Below are 26,542 nucleotides of genomic sequence, written 5' to 3'. Positions count from 1 at the left end.
CCGAAGGCGCCGGCACACCCCTACCGCGCGGCGGGCCGGCGGCTCGTCCGACCGGACACCCCTCTGGACACCCCTCATATCGGAGTCAGTTGATGATCCTTCAGGGAAAACGGGTCGCCCTTCCCCCGGCGCCCGTCGTCCACCAGCAGTTCGAGGCGCACGCGCAGGCCACCCCCGACGCCGTCGCCGTCGTCTGGGCCGGCCGGCAGGTGACGTACGCCGAACTGGACGCGAGGGCGAACCGGTTCGCGCACTTCCTCACTGCGCGCGGACACGGCCGGGGCGCGAAGGTCGGCGTCTGCCTCGACTACTCCATCGACCTGCTCGTCGCCATCCTCGGCACACTGAAGGCGGGCGCGGCCTACGTGCCGTTCGACCCGGCCTACCCGGCCGCCAGGCTCCAGCTGCTGCTGGGCCAGGTCCCCGGCCTCGCCCTGATCGTGGCCTCCCCGGCGACGGCCGCCATGGTCGCCTCGGCGGCCGTCGACGTCGTCGACCTCGACGAACTCGGCGAGCACCTGGCGGACCTGCCGGAGACCTCTCCCGGCGTCCCCGTCACGGGCGACGACATCTGCTACGCCGTCTTCACCTCCGGCTCCACCGGTACGCCGAAGCTGACCGCGGTGCGCCACGAGGGCTGGTTCAACCTGATGAACTGGCTGAAGCTCGAGTACGGCCTGCACAGCGGCTCGGACAACCTCGTCGTCAGCGCGTTCGGCTTCGACCTCTCCCAACGCGCGCTGATGACACCGCTGTTCTGCGGCGCCACCCAGTACCTGCTGGCCAGCCGCAACTTCGACGCCATGCTGGCCTACCGCGTCCTGCGCGAGCACGACATCCGCGTGGTGCACTGCGCCTCCAGCACCCTGTACGTACTGATCGACTGGGAGAACGCGCGCGGCGGCGACGCCCTCACCCGTCTCGACTACGTCCTGTTCGGCGGGGAGGCGCTCAAGCCCGAGCGGCTCACCGACTGGATGCGGCGCGAGGGCAACACCTGCACCCTGCTGCACCAGTACGGCGTGGCCGAGTGCACGGACGTGGCGACGTCGTTCGACCTCGCCGGGTACCGGACGGGCGAGCACGACATCGCCCCGGTCGGCCGGCCGGCGTACAACACCGACATCCACCTCCTCGACGAGCGACTGCGCGGTGTCGAAGCGGGGGAGGAGGGCGAGATCTGCATCGCCGGGGCCGGTGTCGGCGCCGGCTACCTGGGCGCCGCCGGCCCCGAGAACGCCAGGTTCACGACGGTCGAGGTCGACGGCGCGCCGGTCAGGCTGTACCGCACCGGCGACCGCGGCCGGGTGAGCGAGGCCGGTGACCTCGTCGTCGCCGGGCGGATGGACGCACAGGTGAAGGTGCGCGGCATGCGCATCGATCCCACCGACATCGAACGCGCGCTCGGCAGGCTGGCCGAGGTGCGGGAGGCCGCCGTGGCGGTCACCCACACCGACGCCGGCGAGGCCGAGCTGACCGCGTTCGTGGTACCGGAGGCGGGCGCTCTCGCCGAGGACGCCGTGCGCGCCCGCCTCCTTCAGGCGCTGCCGCGGAACATGGTCCCGGCCAGGTTCATCGACATCGCGGCGATCCCTTTGAGCCCGCACGGGAAAGTCGACCGCGCGGCGCTGGTCGACGCCCTCAAGAACCGAGGACAGTGATGACTGCCGACAGCGTGCACGCCATCTGGCGCCGGGAACTGAAGCGCGAGGACATAGCGGCCGACGACGACTTCTTCGCCCTCGGCGGCCAGTCCGTGATCATGGTCAGGATCCAGGGCGCCTTCCTGGAGGAACTGGGCGCCGAGGTCCCCATGGACCAGATGTTCCTCCACCCCACGGTGGCGTCGATCTCCGCCTACATCGAATCCCTGCCGCCGCATCGATAGCCGGCCGGCCCCACGAGGATCTCCCGGCCCGCGGGCCGCGTTGCGTGCAAAAAACTATCTGGTCAGAGAGGCGCGCCATGTACGACGTGATTGTCATCGGTGCCCGTTGTGCGGGTTCGCCGACGGCCATGCTCTTCGCCCGGCAGGGCTACCGGGTCCTGCTGCTGGAGAAGGCACGGTTCCCGCAGGACACGCTGTCCTCGCACTACATCCACATGCAGGGCATGGGACTGCTGAACCGGTGGGGACTGCTCGGCAAGCTCCGCGACGCGGGCTGCCGGCCCATCACCCGCCAGAGCTACCAGGGCCCCGGGGTGCGCATCGAGGGCTTCTCCCTGCCGGTCGACGGCCTGGACCACACCTACGCCCCCCGGCGCTACGTCCTGGACCCGCTGCTCGCCGAGGGGGCCGTCGAGGCCGGCGTGGACTTCCGGGAGGGCTGCGCGGTCAAGGACCTGGTGTGGCAGGACGACCGGGTCACCGGCGTGCGCTACACGACACCCGAAGGCACCGAGACCACGGAGCGGGCACGCCTGGTCGTCGGAGCGGACGGCATGCGCTCCCTGGTGGCCCGCAAGACGGGCGCGCGCAACGTCATCGAGCACCCGCGGGTGAGCTGCACCTACTACAGCTACTGGGAGAACGTCCCCTCGCACTTCGAGCTGTACGAGCGGCCCGGCCGCTGGATCGGCGTCATCCCCACCAACGACGACCTCACGCTGCTGATGACCTACTTCCCGCAGGACCTCTACAACGAGGTCCGCAAGGGAGTGGAGCCCTTCTACCTCGACTCCTTCCGCACGACCGCGCCCGAACTGTACGAGCGGATGCGGGCGGGCCGGCGGGTGGAGCAGATCTACGGCACGGGCCACCAGGAGAACTACTTCCGCAAGGCCTACGGCCCCGGCTGGGTGCTGGTCGGCGACGCGGTCAACCACAAGGACTCCATCACCGCCCGCGGCATCACCGAGGCCTTCGCCCAGGCCCAGTCCCTCATCGACCACGTCGGCACGCAGCTGCACGACGACGCCGCGCTGCGCACCGCGCTCAAGCGCTACGAGAACGACCTGAGCGGCGAGGCCCTCAGCCACTACCAGGGCGCCCTGAACGTGGCCGAGCTCAAGCCCGAGGGCCGCGTGGAGATGCTGCAGCAACTGGTCGGCCACCAGGAGCACATCGACCGCTACTTCTCGACCCTGTCGGGGGCGTGCTCCATCGACGACTTCTACAACGACGAACTTCTGGACCTGCTCGACCTGAGCTGAGTCGCGGCCCGCTCCCTCCTGGTTCTGCCGATTTGGAGAAACACAATGATCCCGTTGTCGTTCGCGCAGCGCCGGCTGTGGTTCGTGGACCGGTTCGAAGGCCCCTCGCCGACCTACAACGGCGCCTTCGCCCTGCGGCTGACCGGTGAACTGGACGCCGGCGCGCTGCAGGCGGCGCTCGGTGACGTCGTCGACCGGCACGAGGTCCTGCGCACCGTGATCGTCGAGGGCGACGACGGCGTCCCGCACCAGCAGGTGCTGGCGTCGGGGGAGAAGCCCTTCGACCTGAGGGTCCTCGACGTCACCGAGCAGGACCGGGCGGCGGCCGTCGAGGAGGCGGCCACCGCCACCTTCGACCTGGCCGCCGACACCCCGATCCGCGCCCGGCTGCTGCGGTGCGCACCCGACGAGCACACCCTGGTCGTCGTCGCGCACCACATCGCCGTGGACGGGGAGTCCTTCGGGCCGCTGTTCCGCGATCTCACCACCGCCTACGCGCTCCGCGCCGAGGGCAGGGCACCCGAGTGGGAGCCGCTTCCGGTGCAGTACGCGGACTACACGCTGTGGCAGCGCGACGTGCTCGGCGACGAGTCCGACCCGGACAGCCTCTCCGCCCGCCAACTGGCCTACTGGGGCAAGGCGCTGGCCGACCTCCCGCAGCCGCTGGCCCTGCCGACGGACCGCCCGCGCCCGCGGGTGATGAGCCCCGACGGCGACCGGATCCCGTTCACCATCGACCCCGACCTGCTCGGCGCCGTGGAGAAGCTGGCCACCGGGGCGGACACCACGGTGTCGATGGTCATGCACGCGGCGCTGGCGGTCCTGCTGCATCACCTGGGATGCGGCGACGACCTGTCCATCGGCGCCCCGATCACCGACCGCACCGACGAGGAACTGCGCGACCTCGTCGGCTTCTTCGTCAACACCTGGGTACTGCGCGTCGACCTCTCCGCCAACCCGACCTTCCGCGCCCTGCTGGAGCAGGTCCGCGACCGCTCGCTGGCCGCCTACGACAACCAGGACATGCCCTTCGAGCGGCTGGTGGAGCTCCTCAACCCCGACCGCTCCACCGCCTACAACCCCTTCTTCCAGGTCATGCTCTCCTGGCAGCCGCCCGTGCCGCCGCTCGAGCTGCCCGGCCTCGGCGTCCAGGTCGAACGGCTGGAGACCGGCACCGCCAAGTTCGACCTGTTCTTCGACCTCCTCCCGGACAGCTCCGGCGGCGCCCGGTGCCGGCTGGAGTACGCCACCAGCCTCTTCGACCAGGACACCGCCGACGCCATCGCACAGCGGTTCGTCCGCGTGCTGGGCCGGCTCGTGGCCGACCCCGAGCGCGTGATCGGCACCGTCGACGTCCTCGACACCACCGAGCGCGAGCACCTGCTCGCCCGCACCGACGACACCCTCGCGGCGGCGCCCGCGGCGACGATCCCGCAGCTGTTCGAGAACCAGGCCGCCCGCACCCCCGACGCCCCCGCGCTCGCGTGCGACGGCCGGATGCTGACCTACCGGGAACTGGACGAACGGGCCGACGCGCTCGCCCGGGAACTCATCCGGCGCGGCGCCGGCCCCGAGGACCTGGTGGTCCTCGCGCTGCCGCGCACCGAGGACCTGGTGATCGGCCTGCTCGGCATCCTCAAGTCCGGTGCGGGCTATCTGCCGCTGGACCCGCAGTACGCCCAGGGACGGGCCCACAGCGTGCTGTCCGAGGCGGCCCCGCGCTTCGCGGTCACCGACACCGCGACCTGGCAGGAGATCCCCGCCAACACCATCGACACCGTCGTCCGCCTCGACCGGCACGCCGACTGGGAGCCCGCCACGGGCGCCCCCGACGACACGGCCCGCCGCGCGCCGCTCGGCCCGGACAACCTCGCGTACGTGATGTACACCTCCGGCTCCACCGGCAAGCCCAAGGGCGCGGCCATCACCCACCGGGGCGTCGTCGACGGCGTACGGGAACTGGTGGACGTCCTCGGCACACCGCCCGGGTGGCGGATGCTGGCCGGCACCTCCGTCAACTTCGACGTCTCCGTCTTCGAGCTGCTGACCACCCTGACCACCGGCGGCACGGCCGAGATCGTCGCGAACACGCTGGCACTGGCCGAGCGCGACAGCTGGGACGGGCACATCGTCAGCGGCGTCCCCTCGGTACTGAGCGAACTCGTCCCCCACCTCGGCAAAGCGCCCGACATCCGCACGGTCGTCCTCGCCGGCGACGTGCTCCCGGGCCGGCTGGTGCGCCAGCTGCGCGAGGCCCTGCCCGACGCCCGCATCATCAACTCCTACGGCCAGAGCGAGAGCTTCTACGCCACCACCTTCTCCCTCGCACCGTCCAAGGAGTGGTCCGACAGCGACGTCGCCCCCATCGGCACCCCGCTGGGCAACATGCGCGCCTACGTCCTCGGCCCGGGCCTCGCCCCGGTGCCCCAGGGCGTCATCGGCGAGCTGTACGTCGTCGGCACCTGCCTGGGCCGCGGCTACCACGGCCGCGCCGCCCTGACCGCCGAACGCTACGTGGCCAACCCCTACGGCCGGGCCGGCGAACGGATGTACCGCACCGGCGACCTCGCCCGTTGGAACGCCCAGGGACAGCTGGAGTGCGTGGGCCGCGGCGACGGCCAGGTCAAGGTGCGCGGCTTCCGCATCGAGACCGCCGAGGTCGAGGCGGCGATCACCCAGCACCCCGGGATCAGCGAGGCGGTGGTCATCAGCCGGGAGGTGCCCGCGGGCGGCAAACGGCTCGTCGCCTACGTGGTGCACACCGGTGAGGGAGCCGTCGGCGACGACGGCGCCGGCGGCATCGGCGACGTGGACGTCCTCGCCGGAGCCTCCTCCGCCGAGCTGCGCAAGTTCGTCGCCGCACGGCTGCCCGACTACATGGTCCCGGCCGCCTTCGTGGCCCTGGGCCGCCTCCCGCTGGGTGCGACCGGAAAACTGGACCGCTCGGCCCTGCCCGAACCGGAGTTCCTCGGCGAGGCCTACCGCGCGCCCCGCACCGAGGCCGAGACCATCATCACCGCCGCCTACGCGGACGTCCTGGGCGTGGAACGCGTCGGCGCCGACGACGACTTCTTCGCGGTCGGAGGCGACAGCCTCCGCTCCATCCAGGTGGTGGCCAGGGCCAGGGCCCGCGGCCTGGAGCTGTCCACCCGGGAGATCTTCGAGTGCCGCACCGCGGCCCGCCTCGCCGAGGTCGCCTCCGCCCGCCAGGGACAAACACCCGTCCTGGAGGAGGACGAGGAAGGCGGCATCGGCCCGATGCCGCTGCAGCCGGTGGCCCGGCACGTGTTCGAACACGGCGGCGGCACGGACCGGTTCGCCATGTCGATGGTCCTCGAACTGCCCGCGGGCATCGACGCGGACGGCCTCACCGCGACCCTGGACGCCGTCCTTAACCGGCACGACCTGCTGCGCGCCCACCTGGTGCGCGGCGACGAGCCCACCCTCGTCGCCCGCCCGGCGGGCACCGTGCGGGCCGCGGACCTCATCCGCCGGGTCGACTGCCAGGGCCGCTGGGAGGAGCCGTCCGCGCTGGCCGCGGCCAAGGCGGAACTGCACGACGCGGTCGGCCGCCTGGACCCGCAGGCCGGAACCATGGCCGACTTCGTCTGGTTCGCCGCCGCATCGGGCCGGGGCAGGCTGCTGGTGGTCCTGCACCACCTGGTGGTGGACGGCGTCTCCTGGCGCATCCTCATGTCGGACTTCGCCGAGGCATGGCAGCAGGTCCGCACCGGCACCGCACCCGAACTGCCCCCGGTCGGCACCTCCGCCCGCCGCTGGGCGGCCGCCCTGGCCGACGAGGCCCTCTCCGAGCGGCGGGAAGCGGAACTGCCGTACTGGCGCGACCTCCTCGAATCCCCCAACCCCCCACTGGGCACCCGGGCGTTCGACCCGGCACTCGACGTGTGGTCCACCGTCGAGACCGTGCGGGTCCAGCTGCCCGCCGACGTCACCGACGCCGTCCTGACCACCCTGCCCGCCGCGTTCAAGGGCACCGGCACCGACGTACTGCTCGCCGCCCTCGCCCTGGCCCTCGACCACTGGCGCACCACGGACGGCCCGACACTGGTCCGTCTCGAAGGACACGGCCGCGAGGAGGACGCCGTCCCCGGCGCCGACCTCTCCCGCACCGTCGGCTGGTTCACCACCATGTACCCCGCCCGCGTCGACGTGACGGCGGTGGACCTGGACGACGTGCTGGCCGGCGGCCCCGCCGCCGCCACGGCGATCAAACGGGTCAAGGAGCAGCTGCGCGAGGTCCCCGGCAAGGGCCTGGGCTACGGACTGCTGCGCCACCTCAACCCCGAGACCGCCGAACAGCTCGCCGGCCTCCCGGTCCCGCAGATCGGGTTCAACTACCTCGGCCGGATCTCCGACACCGACGTGCCCGAACACCTGCGCACCGACGGGTGGGGACCGGCGTCCTGGTCCGCCGAACTGATCGCGCAGCCCGACCCGGACCTGCCCGCCCTGTCCGCCCTGGAGGTCAACTCCGTCGCCACGGACACCGCCGAGGGCACCCGACTGCAGGCCGCCTTCATGTTCCCCACCGGAGTGCTCTCCCGCGAACGGACCGCCGAACTGGCCGAACTGTGGGTCAAGGTGCTGCACGGCATGGCCGCCTACGCCGCCACCGGCGACATCGGCGGACTCACCCCCGCCGACGCCCCGCTGGTCACCGTCGGCCAGCGCGACATCGAGACCTGGGAGGAGCGCTACGGCCGGCTGGCCCAGGTGTGGCCGCAGGCCCCGGGACAGTCCGGTATCCAGTTCCAGGCCGCGCTCGCCGACGGCGCCTTCGATGTCTACCACATGCAGTTCGTGCTGCACCTGTCCGGACACGTCGACCCCGACCGCATGCGCGCCGCCGGACAGGCACTGCTCGAGCGCTACCCCAACCTGCGCTCCGCGTTCCTGACCACCGCCGACGGCGAGCCGGTGCAGGTCGTGGCCGAGCACGTCGACCTGCCCTGGCAGCACCTGGACCTGACCGGATACAGCGAGGCCGAGCAGAACGCGGCACTGGACGCGGCGCTGGCCGCCGACCGCGCGAACCAACTCGACCCCACCCGGCCGCCGTTGCTGCGCCTGGCCCTGCTCACCTGCGGGCCGCAGCGGGCCAAGGTCGTCCTCACCGCCCACCACACCCTGTTCGACGGCTGGTCCTCACCGCTGGTGATCACGGACCTGGTGAGGCTGTACGCCGGGACCACCGCCCTCGCCCCGGTCCGCTCCTACGGCGACTACCTGGCCTGGCTGACCCGGCAGGACAAGGACGCCTCCGCCGCCCGGTGGAAGGCCGAACTCGACGGATTCGACGAGCCGACCCACGTCGCCGCGGGCCTCACCTCCCAGGGCCAGGCATCCTCCCTGGGACGCGTCGAGGTGCCGCTGTCCATCGACAAGGGCCGCGAACTGGCCCGGCGCGCCGCACAGCTCGGCGTCACGCTCAACACGCTGCTGCAGGGCGCGTGGGCGGTGCTGATCTCGAAACTGACCGGACAGCACGACGTGGTGTTCGGCGCCGCCGTCAACGGCCGCCCCGCCGACCTGACCGGCAGCGACGAGATGGTCGGCCTGTTCATCAACTCCCTGCCGACCAGGGCCCTGTGCCGGCCCGAAGCCGGCCTCGGCGAGGTCATCACCGACCTGCAGAACCGGCAGATCACCCTGCTCGACCACCACTACTACGGCCTGGCCGACATCCAGCGCGGCACCGGCCTGCCCTCCCTGTTCGACACGATCGTGGTGTTCGAGAACTACCCGGTGGACCGCGAGGGCATCGTCGACGCGAACACCTCCGCGGGCTTCACGATCGACGCCATCCGCCCGTTCGCGGGCTCCCACTACCCCCTCACCCTCAACTCCTCCGACCCCTACCTGCGCCTGTCCCTCGACTACCAGAAGAACCTCTACGACCACCAGGCGGCCGAGGCCATCGCCGCCCGACTCGTCCGCGTCCTGGAGCAGGTCCTCCAGGACCCCACGGTGCCGGTCGCCGCCGTGGAGGTCCTGGGGGAGGAGGAACGCGACCGGCTGGTGCGGCAGATCAACGACACCGCGCACCCGCTCACCCCCGACACCCTGCCCGGCGCGTTCGAGGCCCAGGCCGCCCGCACCCCCGACCGCCTCGCGGTCATCGGCGAGCACGAGCGGCTGACCTACACCGAGTTCAACAAGCGCGCCAACCAGCTCGCGCACTGGCTCATCGAACAGGGCGCGGGCCCCGAAAAACTGGTCGCGGTGAAGATCCCCCGCTCGGTGGACCTGATGGTGGCGATCTACGCCGTGGTCAAGGCCGGCGCCGCCTACGTGCCCATCGACACCGAACTGCCCGAGGACCGGGTGCGGCACGTCCTGGCCGGCGCCCGGCCGCTGCTGGTGCTCGACCAGAGCCTCCCGGACGTCTCCGGCCACCCGCAGAGCGACCCCGAGCGCACCCTGTCGCCGGACAACGCCGCCTACGCCATCTTCACCTCCGGCTCCACCGGCGGCCCCAAGGGCGTGCCGGTGGCACACCGGGCGATCATGAACCGGCTCCAGTGGGGACTCGCGCACTTCGACGTCACGCCCGAGGACCGGGTGCTGCTGAGCACGACGGCCAGCTTCGACGTGTCGGTGCCGGAACTGTTCGCGCCCCTTCAGGCCGGCGCCGCGGTCGTCATCGCCCGCCCCGACGGCCGCCGCGACCCCGCCTACCTGGCGGAACTGATACGGCGCGAACAGGTCACCGGCGCCGACTTCGTGCCCTCCCTGCTGGAGGCGTTCGTCGCCGAACCCTCGGCCAAGGACTGCACCAGCCTGCGCTGGATCGAGGTCGCCGGCGAGGCGTTCCCGCCCGCGCTGGCCGACCGGTTCACCCAGCTGCTGCCGAACTGCACCGCCAACAACCTCTACGGGCCCACCGAGGCGGCCGTCGAGGTCACCGCCCACCAGTACGTGCCCGGCGCGGACCGCCTGCCGATCGGCACACCGGTGTGGAACACCCAGGTGTACGTCCTGGACGCGGCCCTGCGCCCGGTCCCGGCCGGGGTCACCGGAGAGCTGTACCTCGCCGGCGACCAGCTCGCCCGGGGCTACCTCGGACAGATGGGACTGACCGCGGACCGCTTCGTGGCCTGCCCCTTCGGAGCACCCGGCAGCCGCATGTACCGCACCGGGGACGTCGTGCGCTGGAGCGGGGACGGCCAGGTGGAGTACATCGGCCGCTCCGACTTCCAGGTCAAGATCCGCGGCTTCCGCATCGAGCTCGGCGAGATCGAACAGGCCCTCGCCGCGCACCCCGACGTCGACAGCGCGGTGGCCCTGGTGCGCGAGGACCGCCCCGGCGACCAGCGCCTGGTCGCCTACCTCGTGCCGGCCGCCACCACGGACCCGGCCGGCCTGGACCTCGCCGCCCTGACCGGCCTGGCCCGCGAACGGCTGCCGGAGTACATGGTCCCCACCGCGCTCGTGCCGCTCGCCGAACTCCCCAAGACACCCAGCGGGAAACTCGACCGGGGCGCCCTGCCCGCACCCGACCGCGCCGAGACCGCCACCGGACGAGGACCGCGCAACCACAACGAGGAAGTCCTGTGCCGGCTGTTCGCCGAACTCCTCGGAGCGGACGAGGTCGGTGTCGACGTCGACTTCTTCGACAACGGCGGGCATTCGCTGCTGGCCACCCGGCTGGTCGGCCGCATCCGCAACGAACTCGGCGTCGACGTGAAGGTCACGACCGTGTTCCGCAGCCCCACCGTCGCCGAACTGGCGGCCCGGATCGAGAAGTCGGCCAAGTCGAACCGCCTCCAGCTGCGACAGATGAACGTTTAGGAGTAGCACGATGATCCCGTTGTCCTTCGCCCAGCGCAGGCTGTGGTTCCTCCACCGTCTGCAGGGGCCGTCCGCGACGTACAACATCCCGTTCGTGCTGCGCCTGGACGGGCCGCTGGACACCAAGGCCCTGGCCGCGGCGGTGACCGACGTCGCCACCCGGCACGAGAGCCTGCGCACCCTGCTCGTCGAGAGGCCGGACGGCACCCCGGAGCAGCGCATCCTGGACCCCCAGGAGGCCGACCTCGCCTTCCGGGTGGTCGACGTGGCCGCGGACGCGGTGGACGAGGCGATGCGCCGCTTCGTGGGCGAAGGCTTCGAACTGGACACGGACCTGCCGCTGCGCACCCGCGTCTTCCGCCTCTCCGCGCACGAGCACGTGCTGGTGTTCGTCTTCCACCACGTCGCCGCGGACGGCGCGTCGATGGCCCCGTTCCTGCGCGACCTGCTGGCCGCCTACGCCGCCCGCGGGCGCGGCCAGGCCCCCGACTGGCAGCCGCTCACGGTGCAGTACAAGGACTACACCGTGTGGCAGCGGCAGATGCTGGGCGACGAGGACGACCCCGACAGCGTCGCCTTCGAGCAACTCGACTACTGGCGCCGCGAGCTGTCCGCAGTGCCGCAGCCGGTGCAGCTGCCGCTGGACCGCCCGCGGCCCACCTCGGCCGGCCACCGCGGCGGCCATGTCGACCTCGAACTCGAACCCGACGTGGTCACCGGGATCGGCCGCCTGGCCGCCGAGCACGGCGCCACCGCGCCGATGGTCGCCCAGGCCGCGCTCGCGGTGCTGCTGCACCACCTCGGCGCCGGCAACGACCTCACCATCGGCAGCCCCATCGAAGGGCGCCCCGACGAGCAGCTGGAAGACCTGATCGGGTTCTTCGCCAACACCTGGGTGCTGCGCGTCGACCTCTCCCGCAACCCGTCGTTCGGCGATCTGCTGGACCAGGTCCGCGACCGGGCGCTGGGCGCCTACGACAACCAGGACGTCCCCTTCGAGCACCTGGTGGAACTCCTCGACCCGGAGCGCACCACCGCCTACCAGCCCCTGTTCCAGGTGATGCTGGCCTGGCAGTTCGCCTGGTCCCCCCTCGAGGTGCCCGGCCTCAAGGTCACCCCCGTCCCGCTGGGCACCGACACCGCCAAGTTCGACCTGTTCTTCAACATCGTCCCCGACCCCTCGGGCCGCGCCTACGGGCGCCTGGAGTACGCGACGGAACTGTTCGACCACGCCACCGCCCAGAGTCTGGTCGACCGCTACGTCCGCGTGCTGCGCCAGGTCGTCGCCGACCCCGGCACCCGCCTGGGCCGGGTGGAGATCCTCACCACGGCCGAACAGGACCGGCTGACCCGGCTGAACGACACCACGGCGCCCGTGCCGGACACGACGATGGCCGACCTGGTCGCCGCCCAGGCGGCACGGACACCGGACGCGACCGCGGTGGTCTGCGGGCCGGCGCAACTGTCCTACCGCGAACTGGAGACCCGCGCCGGCCGGCTGGCCGCCGTGCTGCGCGAACACGGCGTCGGGCCGGACGTCCTGGTCGCCGTGGCACTGCCCCGCTCCGCGGACCTGGCCGTAGCCCTCCTCGCCGTCCTCAAGGCCGGCGGCGCCTACCTGCCCGTCGACCCGAACTACCCGGCCGCGCGCGTCGACCTGCTGCTCACCACCGCCGATCCGGCCCTGGTGATCAGCGACCACGCGACGGCGCCCACCGTCGCCAACGCCGCACGGCGCGTCCTGCACCTCGACGACCTGAGCCTGGACGGGCCCGCCGTCCAGGCACCGGACGCCGGCACCGGCCCGGACCACCTCGCCTACGTGATGTTCACGTCCGGCTCGACCGGCACCCCCAAGGGCGTCGCCGTCACCCACGCCGCCGTGGTCAACGGCGTACGGGACCTGGCCCGGCGCACCCACGTCGAGGCCGGCTCACGGATGCTCGCCGCGACCTCGGTGAACTTCGACGTCTCCGTGTTCGAGATCTTCACCGCGCTGACCTGCGGCGCGAGCGTCGAGATCGTCCGCGACGTCCTCGAACTCGCCGAACGCGACGCCTGGTCGGGCACCACCATCAGCGCCGTGCCGACCGTGTTCGCCGCACTGCTCGATCAGGTCGCCACCGACGGCGGCCCCGGACTGCGCCTCGACGTCGAAACCGTGATCTTCGCCGGTGAGGCGCTCTCCGCGGACATGGTCCGCACGGTGCGCCGGATCCTGCCCGGCACCCGCGTCATCAACGCCTACGGCCAGACCGAGAGCTTCTACGCCTCCACCCACACCGTCCCGCGGCAGGGGAGCGACACCGGCGCGATACCGGTCGGCACACCACTGGCCAACATGCGCGCCCACGTCCTGGGACCCGAACTGGCCCCGGCCCCGCCGGGCGTGATCGGCGAACTGTACGTCGCCGGCCCGGTCGCCCGCGGCTACCACCACAACAGTGCCGCCACCGCGGAACGCTTCGTGGCCTGCCCCTTCGGCCCGCCCGGCACGCGGATGTACCGCACCGGCGACCTGGCCCGGTGGGACGCCGAGGGCCGGCTCAGGTACGCCGGACGCGCCGACGACCAGGTCAAGGTGAACGGCATCCGCGTCGAACCCACCGAGATCGAGACCGTCCTGGCCCAGCACCCCGCCGTCGCCCGGGCCGTCGTCACCGTGTGCGAGGACCCCTCCGGCACCAAGCGGCTCGTCGGCTACGTGGCCCGAGCCGGTGCCACAGGCGGCGACGCGGACATCAACGCCGGTGTCTCGGTGGCCGATCTGCGCCGGTTCGCGGCCAAGCGGCTGCCCGACTACATGGTGCCCGCCCAGCTGATGGTCCTGGAGAGGCTGCCGCTGACCGCCAACGGCAAACTGGACCGGGCAGCCCTGCCCGAGCCGCAGTTCACCGGCACCCAGTACCGCGCGCCGCGCACCGAGGCCGAGCGGGTGCTGGCCGAGGTCTACGCCGACGTCCTGGGCGCCGGGCAGGTGGGCGTCGACGACGACTTCTTCACCGGCGGCGGCGACAGCATCCGCTCCATCCAGGTCGTGGCACGCGCCAAGACCCGCGGCGTCGTCGTCACCACACGGGAGATCTTCGAGCACCGCACCGTCGCCCGGCTCGCCGAGCTGGTCGAGGGCCGGGCCGACGAGGAGCGCGTGACCCTGGCCGAGCTGCCGGGCGGCGGCGTGGGCTGGGCCCCGCTGCCGCCGACCGCGGCCCACGTCCTCGCCCTGGGCGGCCCCGTCGGCCGGTTCTGCATGTCCGCGCTGCTGACCCTGCCCGAGGACATCGACCAGGCCGGCCTCACCGCGACCCTGCAGGCCCTCCTGGACCGGCACGACGTGCTGCGCTCCCACCTGGACCGGGCCGAGAAGGGCCTGCGCATGCGCGAGGCGGGCACCGTGGACGCCGCCACGCTGGTGCGCGAGGTCCCCTACGACGCCGCCACCGTGCAGGCCGAACTGGACGCGGCCGCCGGCCGCCTGGACCCGGACGCCGGCGTGATGGCCCAGTTCGTGCGGTTCACCTGCGCCACCGGGGCCGACCGGCTGCTGATCGTGCTGCACCACCTGGTCGTCGACGGGGTGTCCTGGCGGATCCTGCTGCCCGACCTGGTGGCCGCCTGGCAGCAGGTCAAGGGCGGCCTCGAACCCCTGCCGGCACCCGCGGGCACCTCACTGCGGCGCTGGACGCACGCGCTCGCCGAGCAGGCCGCCACCGCCGGGCGCATCGCCGAACTGCCGCTGTGGCAGGACGTCCTCGCCGGTGACGAACCGGTCCTGGGCGCCCGCCCGCTGGACCCCGCACGCGATGTCACCTCCACCGTCGACACCGTCCGCGTCCAGCTGCCGGCCGATGTCACCGCCACCCTCCTCGACACCGTGCCCGCCCTCTTCCGCGGCGGCGTCGACGACGGCCTGCTCACCGGCCTCGCCCTGGCCCTGGCCCGCTGGCGCCGCACCCGCGGCGTGCCCGCCACCCCGGCCCTCGTCCGGCTCGAGGGCCACGGCCGCGAGGACCACCTCGTACCCGGCGCCGACCTGTCCGCCACCGTCGGCTGGTTCACCGCCATGTACCCGGTCGCCCTGGACGTGACCGGCATCGACCTGGCCGACGCGTTCGCCGGCGGCCCCGCCGCCGGCCGGGCCGTCAAGGCCGTCAAGGAACAGCTGCGGGCCGTCCCCGACCACGGCATGGGATACGGCCTGCTGCGCCACCTCAACGCGAAGACCGCGCCCGCGCTGGCCCGCCTGCGCCGCCCGCAGATCGGCTTCAACTACCTCGGCAAGGCCTCCGGCGCGGACATCCCCGAGGAACTGCGGGGCCTGGGCTGGGCACCCGACACCACCCACCGCGACCTGATCGCCGCACCGGACGCGGACATGCCGGTCCTGTCCGCGCTGGAGATCAACGCGGTGGCCACCGACACCGGCGACGGCGACGAACTGACCGCCTACTTCGGCTTCCCCACCGGCGTCCTGTCCCGCGAGGACGTCACCGAACTGGCCGCACTGTGGACCCAGGCGCTGACCGCGCTGGCCCGCCACGCCACCACCCCCGACGCGGGCGGCCTCACCCCCGGCGACGCACCCCTGGTCACGGTGGGCCAGGCGGAGATCGACGCCTGGGAGGCCCGCTTCGGCAGGCTCGCCAGGATCTGGCCGGCGACCCCCGCCCAGTCCGGGATCCTCTTCCAGGCCAAGCTCGCCGGGGCGTCGTTCGACCCGTACCACATCCAGCTGGTGTTCCACCTGTCCGGCAGGGTCGACCCGCAGCGGATGCACCGCGCAGGGCAGGCACTCCTGGACCGCCACCCCGTCCTGCGCGCCGCGTTCGTCGACCGGGCCGACGGCGACCTCGTCCAGGTGATCCCGGAGTCGGTGACGCTGCCCTGGCGACACCTCGACCTGACCGCCCTCGACCAGCCGCAACGCGACGAGACGTTCGAGCGGTTCCTCACCGAGGACCAGAAGGCCTACTTCGACGCGGACACCCCGCCGCTGATGCGCCTGGCCCTGGCCGTCCTCGACCCCGACCGGCCCGAACTCGTCCTGACCGCCCACCACGCCCTCTACGACGGCTGGTCCACACCGCTGCTGATGCAGGACCTGCTGCTGCTCTACGCCGCCGACGGCGACGCCTCCGCACTGCCCGCCACCCGCGACTACGGCGACTTCCTGTCCTGGCTCACCCGCCAGGACCCCGAAGAGGCGGCGCGGGCGTGGGCGGGCGAACTCGACGGGCTCGGCGAGCCGGCCCTGCTCGCCCCCGACTCCGCCGACACGGACGACGGCGTCCGCGACCAGGTCGAGGTCGCACTGCCCGTCGAGGAGGCACACGAACTCGTACGCCGCTCCTCCGAGCTGGGCATCACCGTCAACACCCTGGTGCAGGGCGCCTGGGCGCTGCTGCTGGGCCAGCTCACCGGCCGCCAGGACGTGGTGTTCGGCGCGACCGTCTCCGGGCGCCCGCCCGCGGTGACGGACGTGGAGTCGATGGTCGGCATGTTCATCAACACCCTTCCCGTACGGGTGACCCACGCGCCCGGCGACACCGTCGGCGAGGTCCTGGACCGCCTCCAGCGCCGCCAGGCCGGCCTGGCGGAGCACCACCACCACGGGCTCGCGGAGATCCAGAAGTCCGCCGGAGTACGGTCCCTGTTCGACACGCTGGTCGTCTTCGAGTCCTACCCGGTCGACCGGGAGGGCCTGGAGGACGCCAGCGACGCCGCGGACGGGATCACCTTCACCGGCCTGCGCCCGTCCGCCGGCAACCACTACGCGCTGTGCCTGACGGCGGCGGCCGACCCGCATCTGCAGCTCGTCATCCAGTACGCGCCGGGCGTCTTCGACCGGGACACGGTGGAGACGTACGCGGCCCGCCTGGTGCGCTTCTTGCGGCAGCTGGCGGCCGACCCCGCGCTGAGGATCGCGCAGATCGACGCGCTCCAGGAGGGCGAACGCGAGCGGATGCTGGCCCCCTTCGACGACGAAGCCGCCCGCGCCCGCCACGTCACGCTCACCGAACTGGTCGAGGCGCAGACGGCCCGGATCCCGGACAAGGTCGCCGTGGCCGCCCGGGGCGAGTCGCTGACGTACGCCCAGCTGGACGCCCGCGCCGAGGCGCTCGCGGCCGAACTGGCTCGGCACGGAGTGGGCCCGGAGACCGTGGTCGGCGTGGTCCTGCCGCGCACCGTGAACATGGTCGTGGCCCTGCTGGGCGTGCTCAAGGCGGGCGGCGCGTATCTGCCCGTCGACCCCGCCTACGCCGCCGCCCGGCTCCCGCACGTCCTGCCCACCGCCCGGCCCCACCTGGTCCTGACCGACACCGGCACCCGCGACCTCGTCCCCGCCACCGACATCCCCGTCCTCCTCCTCGACGACATCGACCTCTTGGCCCCGCCCGCGGACGCCCCGCGGGCCGGGGCGCGGCCGAAGGCCGGTCCGGACAGCCTCGCCTACGTCATCTACACCTCCGGCTCCACCGGCGTGCCCAAGGGCGTGGGCGTCACCCAGTCCACCGTCGTCAACGCCGTGGACACGATGGTCGCGCAGGCCGGGGCCGAGGCCGGACGGCGCATCCTGGTCGCCGCCTCCTTCGGCTTCGACGTCGCCACCTTCGAGACCTTCGCCGCCCTCACCCGGGGCGGCACCGCCGAGATCGTGCGCGACGTGCTGGAACTGGCCGAACGCGACAGCTGGGACGTCGACGTCATCTGCTCGGTGCCCTCCGCCTTCGCCGAGCTCGTCGACCAGCTCGCCGACCGCATCGACCCCACGGCACTGAACATCTCCGGGGAGGTGCTGACCCCGGTCCTGGCGGAGCGGGTGCGCACCCGCTGGCCCAAGGCCCGCGTCATCAACAGCTACGGCCCCAGCGAGACGTTCTACGCCACCGGCTTCCTCCTGGACCCCGACGAGCCGTACACGCAGGGTGTGCCCATCGGGCGTCCCTTCCCCGGCGTACGGGCCTACATCCTCAGTCCCGGACTTGGCCTGCTGCCCGCGGGCACCCCGGGCGAGCTGTACCTGGCGGGCGCCGGCCGCGGCTACCACCGCCAGGCGGCCCTGACCGCGGACCGCTTCGTCCCCGACCCCTACGGGCCCGCCGGCTCGCGGATGTACCGCACCGGCGACCTGGCCCGCTTCACCCCGGGCGGCGAGCTGCAGCACCTGGGCCGCATCGACACCCAGGTCAAGATCCGCGGCTACCGGGTGGAACCCGCCGAGGTCGAGGCCGCCCTGACCACCCATCCGCGCATCGCCCAGGTCGCCGTCGTGACCCAGCAGCCCGGCGACACCACCCCCTACCTGGCCGCCTACCTCGTCCCCGTGGACGGCGCGAGCGTGCCGGACGCGGCCGAGATCCAGGAGCATCTGGCCGACCGGCTGCCCGAGTACATGGTGCCCGCCGCCTACGTGCCGCTGGAGAGGCTGCCCCTGTCGCCCAACGGCAAGCTCGACCTCAAGGCCCTGCCCGCACCCGACCTCACCTCCCACACCCCCTTCAGGGCGCCCACCACCCCGCGCGAGGAGGCGCTGGCCAGGCTGTTCGCCGAGGTGCTCGGACTGGAGAAGGTCGGTGTCGACGACGGCTTCTTCGAACTCGGCGGGCACTCCCTGCTCGCCACCCGGCTGATCACCCGGGCCCGCTCAGAGATCGGGATGGAGATACCCATCCGGAAGATCTTCGACCTGCCGACGGTCGCGGCGCTCGCCGCATGGTCGGAGGAATCGGCCGTACCCCTTCGCCCCGCTCTGCGCAGGATGATCCCAGAGGAGTAGAACCCGTGATTCCGCTTTCGTTTGCACAGCGCCGCATGTGGCTCACGCACCAGCTGGAGGGCGGGGCGGAGACCTACAACATCTCCCCGGCCTTCCGGCTGAAGGGGCCACTGGACGAGACCGCCCTCGTCGCGGCGATCCAGGACGTGGTCGCCCGCCACGAGACGCTGCGCACCACCTACGTGCTGGACGACAACGACGAACCCCACCAGCGGATCCTGCCCGCGGCCCAGGCACCGGTGGAGGTGCCGGTCATCGAGGTGGCACCCGACGGCCTGGACGCCGCGGTCGACGCGTTCATCGCGCACCGCTTCGACCTGATGGCCGACATCCCCTTCCAGGTGCGCCTGTTCCGCTGCTCGCCCGAGGAACACGTCCTGGTCCTGCTCATCCACCACATCGCCTCCGACGGCGTCTCCGGCGGCCCCCTGGCCCGCGACCTGACCACCGCCTACACCGCCCGCCTGGCCGGCCGGGCACCCCGGTACGAGCCCCTGGCCGTGACCTACAAGGACTACGCGCTGTGGCAGCGCGAACTCCTCGGCGACGTCGCCGACCCCGGCTCACTGGCCGCGGCCCAGGCCAACCACTGGCGCAAGGAACTGGCCGGAGTGCCCCAGCCGCTCAGCCTGCCGCTGGACCGCCCGCGGCCCGCCACCCGGGACTCCAAGGGCGACTCGTTCCCGCTCGTGGTGCGGCCGCAGGCCGCGGCCAAACTGCAGAAGCTCGCCGACGAGCGCGGCATGACCATGTCGATGGTCGTCCAGGCCGCGCTCGGCGTGCTGCTGGGCAAGCTCAGCGGCGGCGAGGACGTCACCATCGGCAACCCGATCGCCGGACGCACCGACGAGGGCCTGGCCGATCTGGTCGGCCTGTTCGTCAACACCCAGGTGCTGCGCGTCGACCTCTCGGGCAACCCCTCCTTCACCGACCTGCTCCCACAGGTGCGCGACAAGGCGCTGGCCGCCTACGAGCACCAGGACGTCCCCTTCGAGACCCTGGTCGAACTGCTCAACCCCGAGCGCTCCACCTCCTACCAGCCCCTGTTCCAGGTGATGTTCGCCTGGCAGAGCTTCGAGAAGGCCGACTTCGAACTGCCCGGACTCAAGGTCGAGTTCGAGCAGTACCTCACCAACACCTCCCTGGCCGACCTGTTCTTCAGCCTGGCCTACGACACCACCGGCGCACTGCGCGGCGACCTCATGTACGCCACCCAGCTCTTCGACCGCGACACCGCCGAGGCCCTCGCCGACCGGTTCGTGCGGGTCCTCGAGCAGGTGGCCGCCGCGCCCGGGGCGCCGCTCAGCTCGATCGAGGTGCTGGGCGAGGACGAACGCGACCGCCTGGTACGGCAGGTCAACGACACCGTCCACCCGGTGACCGGTACCACCCTGCCCGACGCGTTCGAGGCCCAGGTCGCCCGCACTCCCGACCGTGTCGCGGTGATCGGCGAGCACGAGAGCCTGACCTACGCCGAGTTCAACCGGCGCGCCAACCAGCTCGCGCACTGGCTCATCGAACAGGGCGCCGGCCCCGAACAACTCGTCGCCGTGAAGATCCCGCGCTCGGTGGACCTGCTCGTCGCCGTGTACGGGGTGGTCAAGGCCGGCGCCGCCTACGTGCCGCTGGACACCGAACTGCCCGCCGAACGCGTACGCCACGTCCTGGCGAGCGCCAAGCCACTGCTGCTGCTCGAAGACACCCTGCCGGACGTGTCGGGGTATCCCGAGACGGACCCCGTGCGGGACCTGTCGCCGGACAACGCCGCCTACGTCATCTTCACCTCCGGCTCCACCGGCGGCCCCAAGGGCGTGCCCGTGGCGCACCGTTCGATCACGAACCGGATCGAGTGGGGCCTGGAACACTTCCGGGTCACGGTCGAGGACCGGATGCTGATGAGCACCTCGGCCAGCTTCGACGCCTCGGTGCCGGAGATGTTCTCCAACCTGCAGATGGGCGCATCCGTCGTCGTGGCCAGCGCCGAGGGCCGCCGCGACCCCGCCTACCTCGCCGAACTGATCCAGCGCGAACAGGTGACCGCCGCGTTCTTCGTGCCCTCCCTGCTCTCCGCGTTCGTCACCGAACCCGCCGCCGCCCACTGCACCAGCCTGCGCTGGATCGAGGTCGCCGCCGAAGCCTTCCCGCCCGCCCTCGCCAACCGCTTCACCGACCTGCTCCCCGGCTGCACCGCCAACAACCTCTACGGCCCCACCGAGGCCACCGTCGAGATCACCGGCTGGCAGCACGTCCCCGGCGCCGACCGCGTCCCGATCGGCACCCCCATCTGGAACAACCAGGTCTACATCCTGGACGCGGCCCTGCGCCCCGTCGCCCCCGGCGTCGCCGGCGAGCTCTACCTCGCCGGGACCTGCCTGGCCCGCGGCTACCTCGGCCAGAGCGCCCTGACCTCCGAGCGGTTCGTGGCCTGCCCCTTCGGACCGGCCGGCGCACGCATGTACCGCTCCGGGGACCTGGTGAAGTGGAACAAGGACGGCCAGGTCGAATACCTGGGCCGCACCGACTCCCAGGTCAAGGTCCGCGGCTTCCGCATCGAACTCGGCGAGATCGACCACGTCCTGAGCGGACACCCCTTCGTCGCACAGGCCGCCGTCGTGGTCCGCGAGGACCAGAAGGGCGACCAGCGCCTGGTCGCCTACATCGAACCCGACCCCGACGCCGCCGTCGCCGACACCACCGCCCAGGTCGAGGAATGGCGCCAGATCCACGACGACGCCCACGCCGACTTCGCGGACGAGGCCTGGGGCGAGGACTTCCAGCCCTGGAAGAACGTCTACGGCGGCGAGCCGATCCCCGCGGAACAACTGAGCCAGTGGCAGGACGCCGCGGCCGCCCACATCCTGCGCTACGCGCCACGCCGGGTCCTGGAGATCGGCGCCGGCTCCGGCCTGCTCCTCGCCAGGATCGCCGGCGAGGTCGACGCGTACTGGGGCACCGACCTCTGTGCCGCCGCGATCGACCGGCTCCGCCACCAGGCCGAGGCGGCCGGCCACGGCGACCGCGTCCACCTCCGCGTCCAGGCCGCCGACGACCTCTCCCAGCTGCCCCAGGGCAGCTTCGACACCGTCGTCCTCGACTCCGTCATCCAGTACTTCCCGAGCGCCGAATACCTTGACCAGGTACTCACCCAGGCCCTCGGCCTGCTCGCACCCGGCGGCCGGATCATCGTCGGCGACATCCGCAACGCCGCCACCCAGCGGATCCTGGCGACGGCGGAGCAGCGCGCCCAACAGCCCTACGCCTCCCACGAGGAGATCCGGGCGGCGGTGGAACAGGCACTGCTCGCCGAGCGGGAACTGCTCGTCGCCCCCGAATGGTTCGCCGAGTGGGCGGCGCGGCACGCCGTCGGCGCCGACATCCGGCTCAAGGCCGGGCAGGCGCACAACGCGCTGACCCGCCACCGCTACGAGGCCGTCCTGCACAAGGAGAGGGCCGACGCCCTCGACCTGACCGGTGTGCCCGCGCTGGTGTGGGGCGGCGAGGTGTCCGGCCTGGACGGACTGGCCGCACAGGTGGAGCGGGCGGGCGGCCCGCTGCGGGTGACCGGCATACCCAACGCGCGACTGGTGGAGGAGGCAGCCGCGGCCACCTTCGCCGGTGTCGTCGCCGAGGACGCCCCCACCGGCAGGCCGCTCGACCCCGAGGACCTGGCCGCCTGGGCGCGCCGGCAGGGCCTGGACGCCGTGCTCACCTGGTCGGGCGAGGCCGTCCACAGCTTCGACGCGGTGCTGCTGCCCCGGCCGCGGACCGTCACCGGAGGGTTCGTGCCCAGCGCGGTGGCCGGAGGCATCCGCGCCAACGCACCCGCGCTGGCCAAGGCGATCGGCCCGCTGCTGGCCGAACTGCCCGCCTACCTGGGCGCGCGGCTGCCGGACTACATGGTCCCGGCCGCGATGGTGCCGCTGTCACGGCTTCCGCTGAACCCGGCCGGCAAGATCGACCGGGGGGCGCTGCCCGCGGAGCACACCACCACCGTGAGCAAGGGCGAGCCGCGCAACTCCCACGAGCAGGACCTGTGCTCCTTCTTCAGCGAACTGCTCAAACTGGAACGGGTCGGCATCGACGACGACTTCTTCGCCCTCGGCGGGCACTCCCTGCTCGCCACCCGCCTCAGCGCCCGCATCCGCAAGCGGTTCGGCGTCGACATGCCCCTGCGGACGATCATCCAGTACCCGACCGTGGCCGAACTCGCGGCGCTGCTGCTCATCGGCGGCATCCCCGGCGACCACGACGACTCCTTCAACGTCGTGCTGCCGCTGAACCGGGACCCCGGCACGGGCAAGGAGCCGGTGTGGTTCTTCCACGGCGGCGGCGGCCTGGGCTGGGCGTTCTTCACCTTCGCGCCCCACGTGCCCGACCGGCCGGCCTACTCCCTGCAGTCCCGCGGCTCCAACGGCAAGGAACCGATGGCCGATTCGGTGCAGGAGATGGTCGAGGACTACCTGGACCAGATCCTCGCCGTCCAGCAGGAAGGCCCCTACTACCTGATCGGCTGGTCCTTCGGCGGTCCCATCGCGCACGCCGTCGCCGAGGCGATGGACCGGCGCGGCCTCGAGGTCGGCCTCATCGCCGTCCTGGACTCCCAGCCGGCCAACTCCGCCACGAACAACGGCTTCCGCGAGGTCGCCGGCCGGACCAAGGAGCTCTACCGCGCCGATATCGAGGAAGTCTTCGGCAAGTTCATGAACACCGTCAACATGGACGCCTTCCTCGACACCATGTCGCAGGTGGGCGCCAACAACCTGCAGAAGATGGGCGTCTTCGAGTCGCCGGTCTACCGCGGCGACGTGCTCTATTTCAACGCCAGGCTGGACAAGGTCGACGGAGTGACCTCCTACGGCCCCGACTGGCGGCCGCACGTCCTTGGAACCATCGAGGAGTACGACGTGGACGCCACCCACCACGACCTGCACATGCCCAAGCCCGCGGGCCAGATCATGCGGGTCATCGCCCGCAAGCTGGCCGAGCGGTGACCGGAAAGAACCGACCCGGTGACGAGCGAGAGGAGTTGGTCGGGGTGACAGGACCCGGCATGTCAGAACGACCGGGGGAGCGGACCACGCTGCTGTGCGTGCCGTTCGCCGGAGCGGGCCCCTCCTTCTTCCACCCGTGGCAGGACCTGGCCGCCGACCGGTGGCGGGTGACCTCGGTCGAACTGCCCGGCAGGGAGCGGCGAATCCTGGACGAGCCGTACCGCAACGTCGTCGAGGCGGCCAAGAACGAGATCGACGCCGTCGTCGCCGACCTCGGCGAGGGCAGCCGGGCCGTGCTGTTCGGGCACAGCCTGGGCGCGGTCCTCGCCTACGAGCTGGTGCACCTGCTCGGCGCCCGCGGCGTGCACGTCGAACGGCTGGTCGTCAGTGGCTCGCCGGGGCCCTGGACACAGCGCGAGCGCCGCGCGGCAGGCCTCCAGGGCGAGGAGTTCCTCGCCCGGATCGAGGAGTTCGCCGGGTTCCGGCACGAGGCCCTGGACCACCCCGAGATGCGGGAGCTGATCCTGCCCACCCTCCAGGCCGACTGCGAGATGCACGAGGCCTACGTCCCCAGCACCGACGCCCCCGTGCCGGTGCCGATCACCTCGCTGCGCGGCGGCCACGACGGCCTGGTCACCGCCGAGGAGGGCCGCCAGTGGCGCGACGCCACCACGGCCGCGTTCCGCTACGCCGAGTTCCCGGGCGACCACATGTACCTGGTCGACCAGGGCCGGGAGATCCTGGACGTGATCGAGGCGGAGTGCGCCCGGGACCGCTGACGCGGTGACGGCATCGACCCGGCCCGGCCTGCGGCCACGGTGTGCACGAAGGGCGTCCGCTCCGGCGGGCGCCCTTCGCACGTCCGCGCCCGCCCGGATTCCGCTTCCGGGACGGGAACCCGTGCCGTCGAGGAGGACTCCAGGGCCGTGAAAGGGGTGTGACAGGGCCTTGTCGGCCCCCGGCCCGACAGTGGAGGCATGAAGAGTTCCGCTATCGCAGTTTCAGGGCTGCGCAAGGCATATGGCGACAAGGTCGTGCTCGACGGCATCGACCTCGAAGTCGCCGCGGGATCGGTTTTCTCCCTGCTCGGTCCCAACGGAGCGGGCAAGACGACCACGGTGAACGTCCTCACGACGCTGCTCACCGCCGACGCCGGAACGGTGCACGTCGCCGGGCACGACGTGGCGACCGCGACCAAGGAGGTACGCGCCGCCATCGGCGTGACCGGCCAGTTCGCCGCAGTGGACGACCTGCTGTCGGGCCGCGAGAACCTGCAACTGATGGCGGACCTCAAGCGCGTGCGCTCCGGCGGCCAGGTGGTCGACCGGCTGCTGGAGCGGTTCGACCTGGGGGAGTCGGCGGACAAGCTGGCGTCGGCCTACTCCGGCGGTATGCGCCGCAAGCTGGACCTGGCGATGACCCTGGTCGGCAGCCCGCAGATCATCTTCCTCGACGAGCCGACCACGGGTCTCGACCCGCGCAGCCGGCGCACCCTGTGGGGGATCGTCCGCGAGCTGGTGGCCGAGGGCACCACCATCTTCCTCACCACCCAGTACCTCGAGGAGGCCGACCAGCTCGCCGACCGGATCGCGGTCCTCAACCAGGGCCGCCTGGTCGCCCAGGGCACGGCCGACGAACTCAAGCGCCAGATCCCCGGCACCCACGTACGGCTCCGGTTCGCCGACGTCTTCCAGCTCGACGCCGCCGCGGGGATCTTCGCCGACTCCACGCGGGACGAGGAGGAGCTGATCCTGCGGGTGCCCAGCGACGGCCAGTCGAGGTCGCTGCGGGCCCTGCTGGACCGCCTGGACGAACACACCCTCAACGCACAGGAATTCTCCGTGCACACCCCGGACCTCGACGACGTCTTCCTCGCCCTGACCGAGCACACCGGCCAGGACAGCGAGAACGCCGAGGACACGAGCCAGAAGAAGGAGGCGATCGCGCGATGAGCACGGTCGCGACGGCGTTCGCCGACTCGAGCATCATGTTGCGCCGCAACGTGAAGCACACCCTGCGCAACCCCACCACGATGTTCAACGCGGTCCTGTTCCCGATCGTCATCATGCTGATGTTCGTCAAGGTGTTCGGCGGCGCCTTCAGCGTCGGCGAGCACTACATCGACTACGCGACACCGGGCCTGCTCGTGATGGCCGTCAGCTACGGCCTCGGGGCCACCGCGACGGCCGTGAACGACGACATGACCAAGGGCATCATCAACCGGTTCAAGACCATGGACGTCTCCCGCGGAGCCATGCTCACCGGACACGTCGTCGTCACCACGGTGCGCTGCCTGGTGGCCTGCGCCGCCATCGTCGGCGTGGCCTTCGCCATGGGGTTCGACCCCGAGGCGAGCGCTCTGGACTGGCTCGGCGTGCTCGGCCTGTTCGTGCTCCTGGCCGTCGGCGCCAGCTGGCTCACCGTCGCCATGGGCCTGGCCGCGAAGACCACCGAGTCGGCCGGCCTGGCCACCGTGCCGCTGATCATGCTGCCGTTCCTCAGCAGCGCGTTCGTGCCCGCGGACACGATGGGCGCCGGCGTGAAGCAGTTCGCCGAGTACCAGCCCTTCACTCCGATCATCGAGACGCTGCGCGGACTGCTGGCCGGCCATGTGTCGAACGGCGACGCGATCGCCGCCGTCGCCTGGTGCGTCGGCTTCGCCGTCCTCGGCTACGTGTGGGCGCTGTCCACGTTCAAGAAGCGCGCCTGACCCCCACCGGCCGGCGCCCACCGGCTGGCCCCCACCCCGAGCCGCCCCGGCGCACCCACGTCACCGGGGCGGCTTCGCGCTGCCGCACCTCCGTACCCG

At 72.1% G+C, this 26,542-nt stretch carries 9 protein-coding genes; all 9 read left to right on the top strand.

The window, feature by feature from the left end; all coding sequences use genetic code 11:
- Positions 1–92: 92 nt before the first annotated feature.
- The 9 genes from OG780_RS00845 to OG780_RS00805 all read left to right on the top strand — a co-directional run bounded on the left by OG780_RS00845 (position 93) and on the right by OG780_RS00805 (position 26,443).
- Entirely contained in the window at positions 93–1,661 is a 1,569-nt protein-coding gene (locus OG780_RS00845) for an amino acid adenylation domain-containing protein (RefSeq protein WP_328443617.1), read from the top strand.
- The gene (locus OG780_RS00840) at positions 1,661–1,888 is read left to right on the top strand and encodes a phosphopantetheine-binding protein (RefSeq protein ID WP_328443615.1); all 228 of its coding nucleotides are present in this window, start codon (positions 1,661–1,663) and stop codon (positions 1,886–1,888) included. Before OG780_RS00845 ends, OG780_RS00840 begins: the two co-directional genes overlap by 1 nt.
- A gap of 77 nt (positions 1,889–1,965) precedes the next feature.
- Complete coding sequence (locus OG780_RS00835; RefSeq protein ID WP_328443613.1) at positions 1,966–3,153, top strand: NAD(P)/FAD-dependent oxidoreductase; 1,188 nt, start codon at positions 1,966–1,968, stop codon at positions 3,151–3,153.
- A gap of 45 nt (positions 3,154–3,198) precedes the next feature.
- Positions 3,199–10,965 carry a non-ribosomal peptide synthetase gene (locus OG780_RS00830; protein WP_328443611.1) on the top strand — a complete coding sequence of 2,589 codons (7,767 nt, stop codon included), beginning with the start codon at positions 3,199–3,201 and terminating at the stop codon, positions 10,963–10,965.
- Positions 10,966–10,975: 10 nt separating this feature from the next.
- Entirely contained in the window at positions 10,976–18,742 is a 7,767-nt protein-coding gene (locus OG780_RS00825) for a non-ribosomal peptide synthetase (protein ID WP_328443609.1), read from the top strand.
- Between the two features lie 5 nt (positions 18,743–18,747).
- Entirely contained in the window at positions 18,748–23,733 is a 4,986-nt protein-coding gene (locus OG780_RS00820; protein WP_328443607.1) for a non-ribosomal peptide synthetase, read from the top strand.
- A gap of 59 nt (positions 23,734–23,792) precedes the next feature.
- Positions 23,793–24,512 carry a thioesterase II family protein gene (locus tag OG780_RS00815; protein ID WP_328443605.1) on the top strand — a complete coding sequence of 240 codons (720 nt, stop codon included), beginning with the start codon at positions 23,793–23,795 and terminating at the stop codon, positions 24,510–24,512.
- A gap of 198 nt (positions 24,513–24,710) precedes the next feature.
- Complete coding sequence (locus OG780_RS00810; protein WP_328443603.1) at positions 24,711–25,685, top strand: ATP-binding cassette domain-containing protein; 975 nt, start codon at positions 24,711–24,713, stop codon at positions 25,683–25,685.
- Positions 25,682–26,443: an ABC transporter permease gene (locus OG780_RS00805; protein WP_328443601.1), complete on the top strand. Its 762-nt coding sequence runs from the start codon at positions 25,682–25,684 to the stop codon at positions 26,441–26,443. The genes OG780_RS00810 and OG780_RS00805 overlap by 4 nt, the downstream gene beginning before the upstream one ends.
- Positions 26,444–26,542: the final 99 nt, after the last annotated feature.

The sequence above is a fragment of the Streptomyces sp. NBC_00386 genome, assembly GCF_036063235.1.
In the GTDB taxonomy this organism is placed as follows: Bacteria; Actinomycetota; Actinomycetes; order Streptomycetales; family Streptomycetaceae; genus Streptomyces.
The sequence above is the reverse complement of the archived record's forward strand: the minus strand, read 5'-3'. Positions and strand labels throughout refer to the sequence as shown.

Bases quoted from the DNA above. Each gene is read 5' to 3' on its own strand.
- OG780_RS00810 (WP_328443603.1), top strand. From the start codon at position 24,711: ATGAAGAGTTCCGCTATCGCAGTTTCAGGGCTGCGCAAGGCATATGGC.
- OG780_RS00835 (WP_328443613.1), top strand. From the start codon at position 1,966: ATGTACGACGTGATTGTCATCGGTGCCCGTTGTGCGGGTTCGCCGACG.
- OG780_RS00830 (WP_328443611.1), top strand. From the start codon at position 3,199: ATGATCCCGTTGTCGTTCGCGCAGCGCCGGCTGTGGTTCGTGGACCGG.
- OG780_RS00815 (WP_328443605.1), top strand. From the start codon at position 23,793: ATGTCAGAACGACCGGGGGAGCGGACCACGCTGCTGTGCGTGCCGTTC.
- OG780_RS00845 (WP_328443617.1), top strand. From the start codon at position 93: ATGATCCTTCAGGGAAAACGGGTCGCCCTTCCCCCGGCGCCCGTCGTC.
- OG780_RS00805 (WP_328443601.1), top strand. From the start codon at position 25,682: ATGAGCACGGTCGCGACGGCGTTCGCCGACTCGAGCATCATGTTGCGC.
- OG780_RS00840 (WP_328443615.1), top strand. From the start codon at position 1,661: ATGACTGCCGACAGCGTGCACGCCATCTGGCGCCGGGAACTGAAGCGC.
- OG780_RS00825 (WP_328443609.1), top strand. From the start codon at position 10,976: ATGATCCCGTTGTCCTTCGCCCAGCGCAGGCTGTGGTTCCTCCACCGT.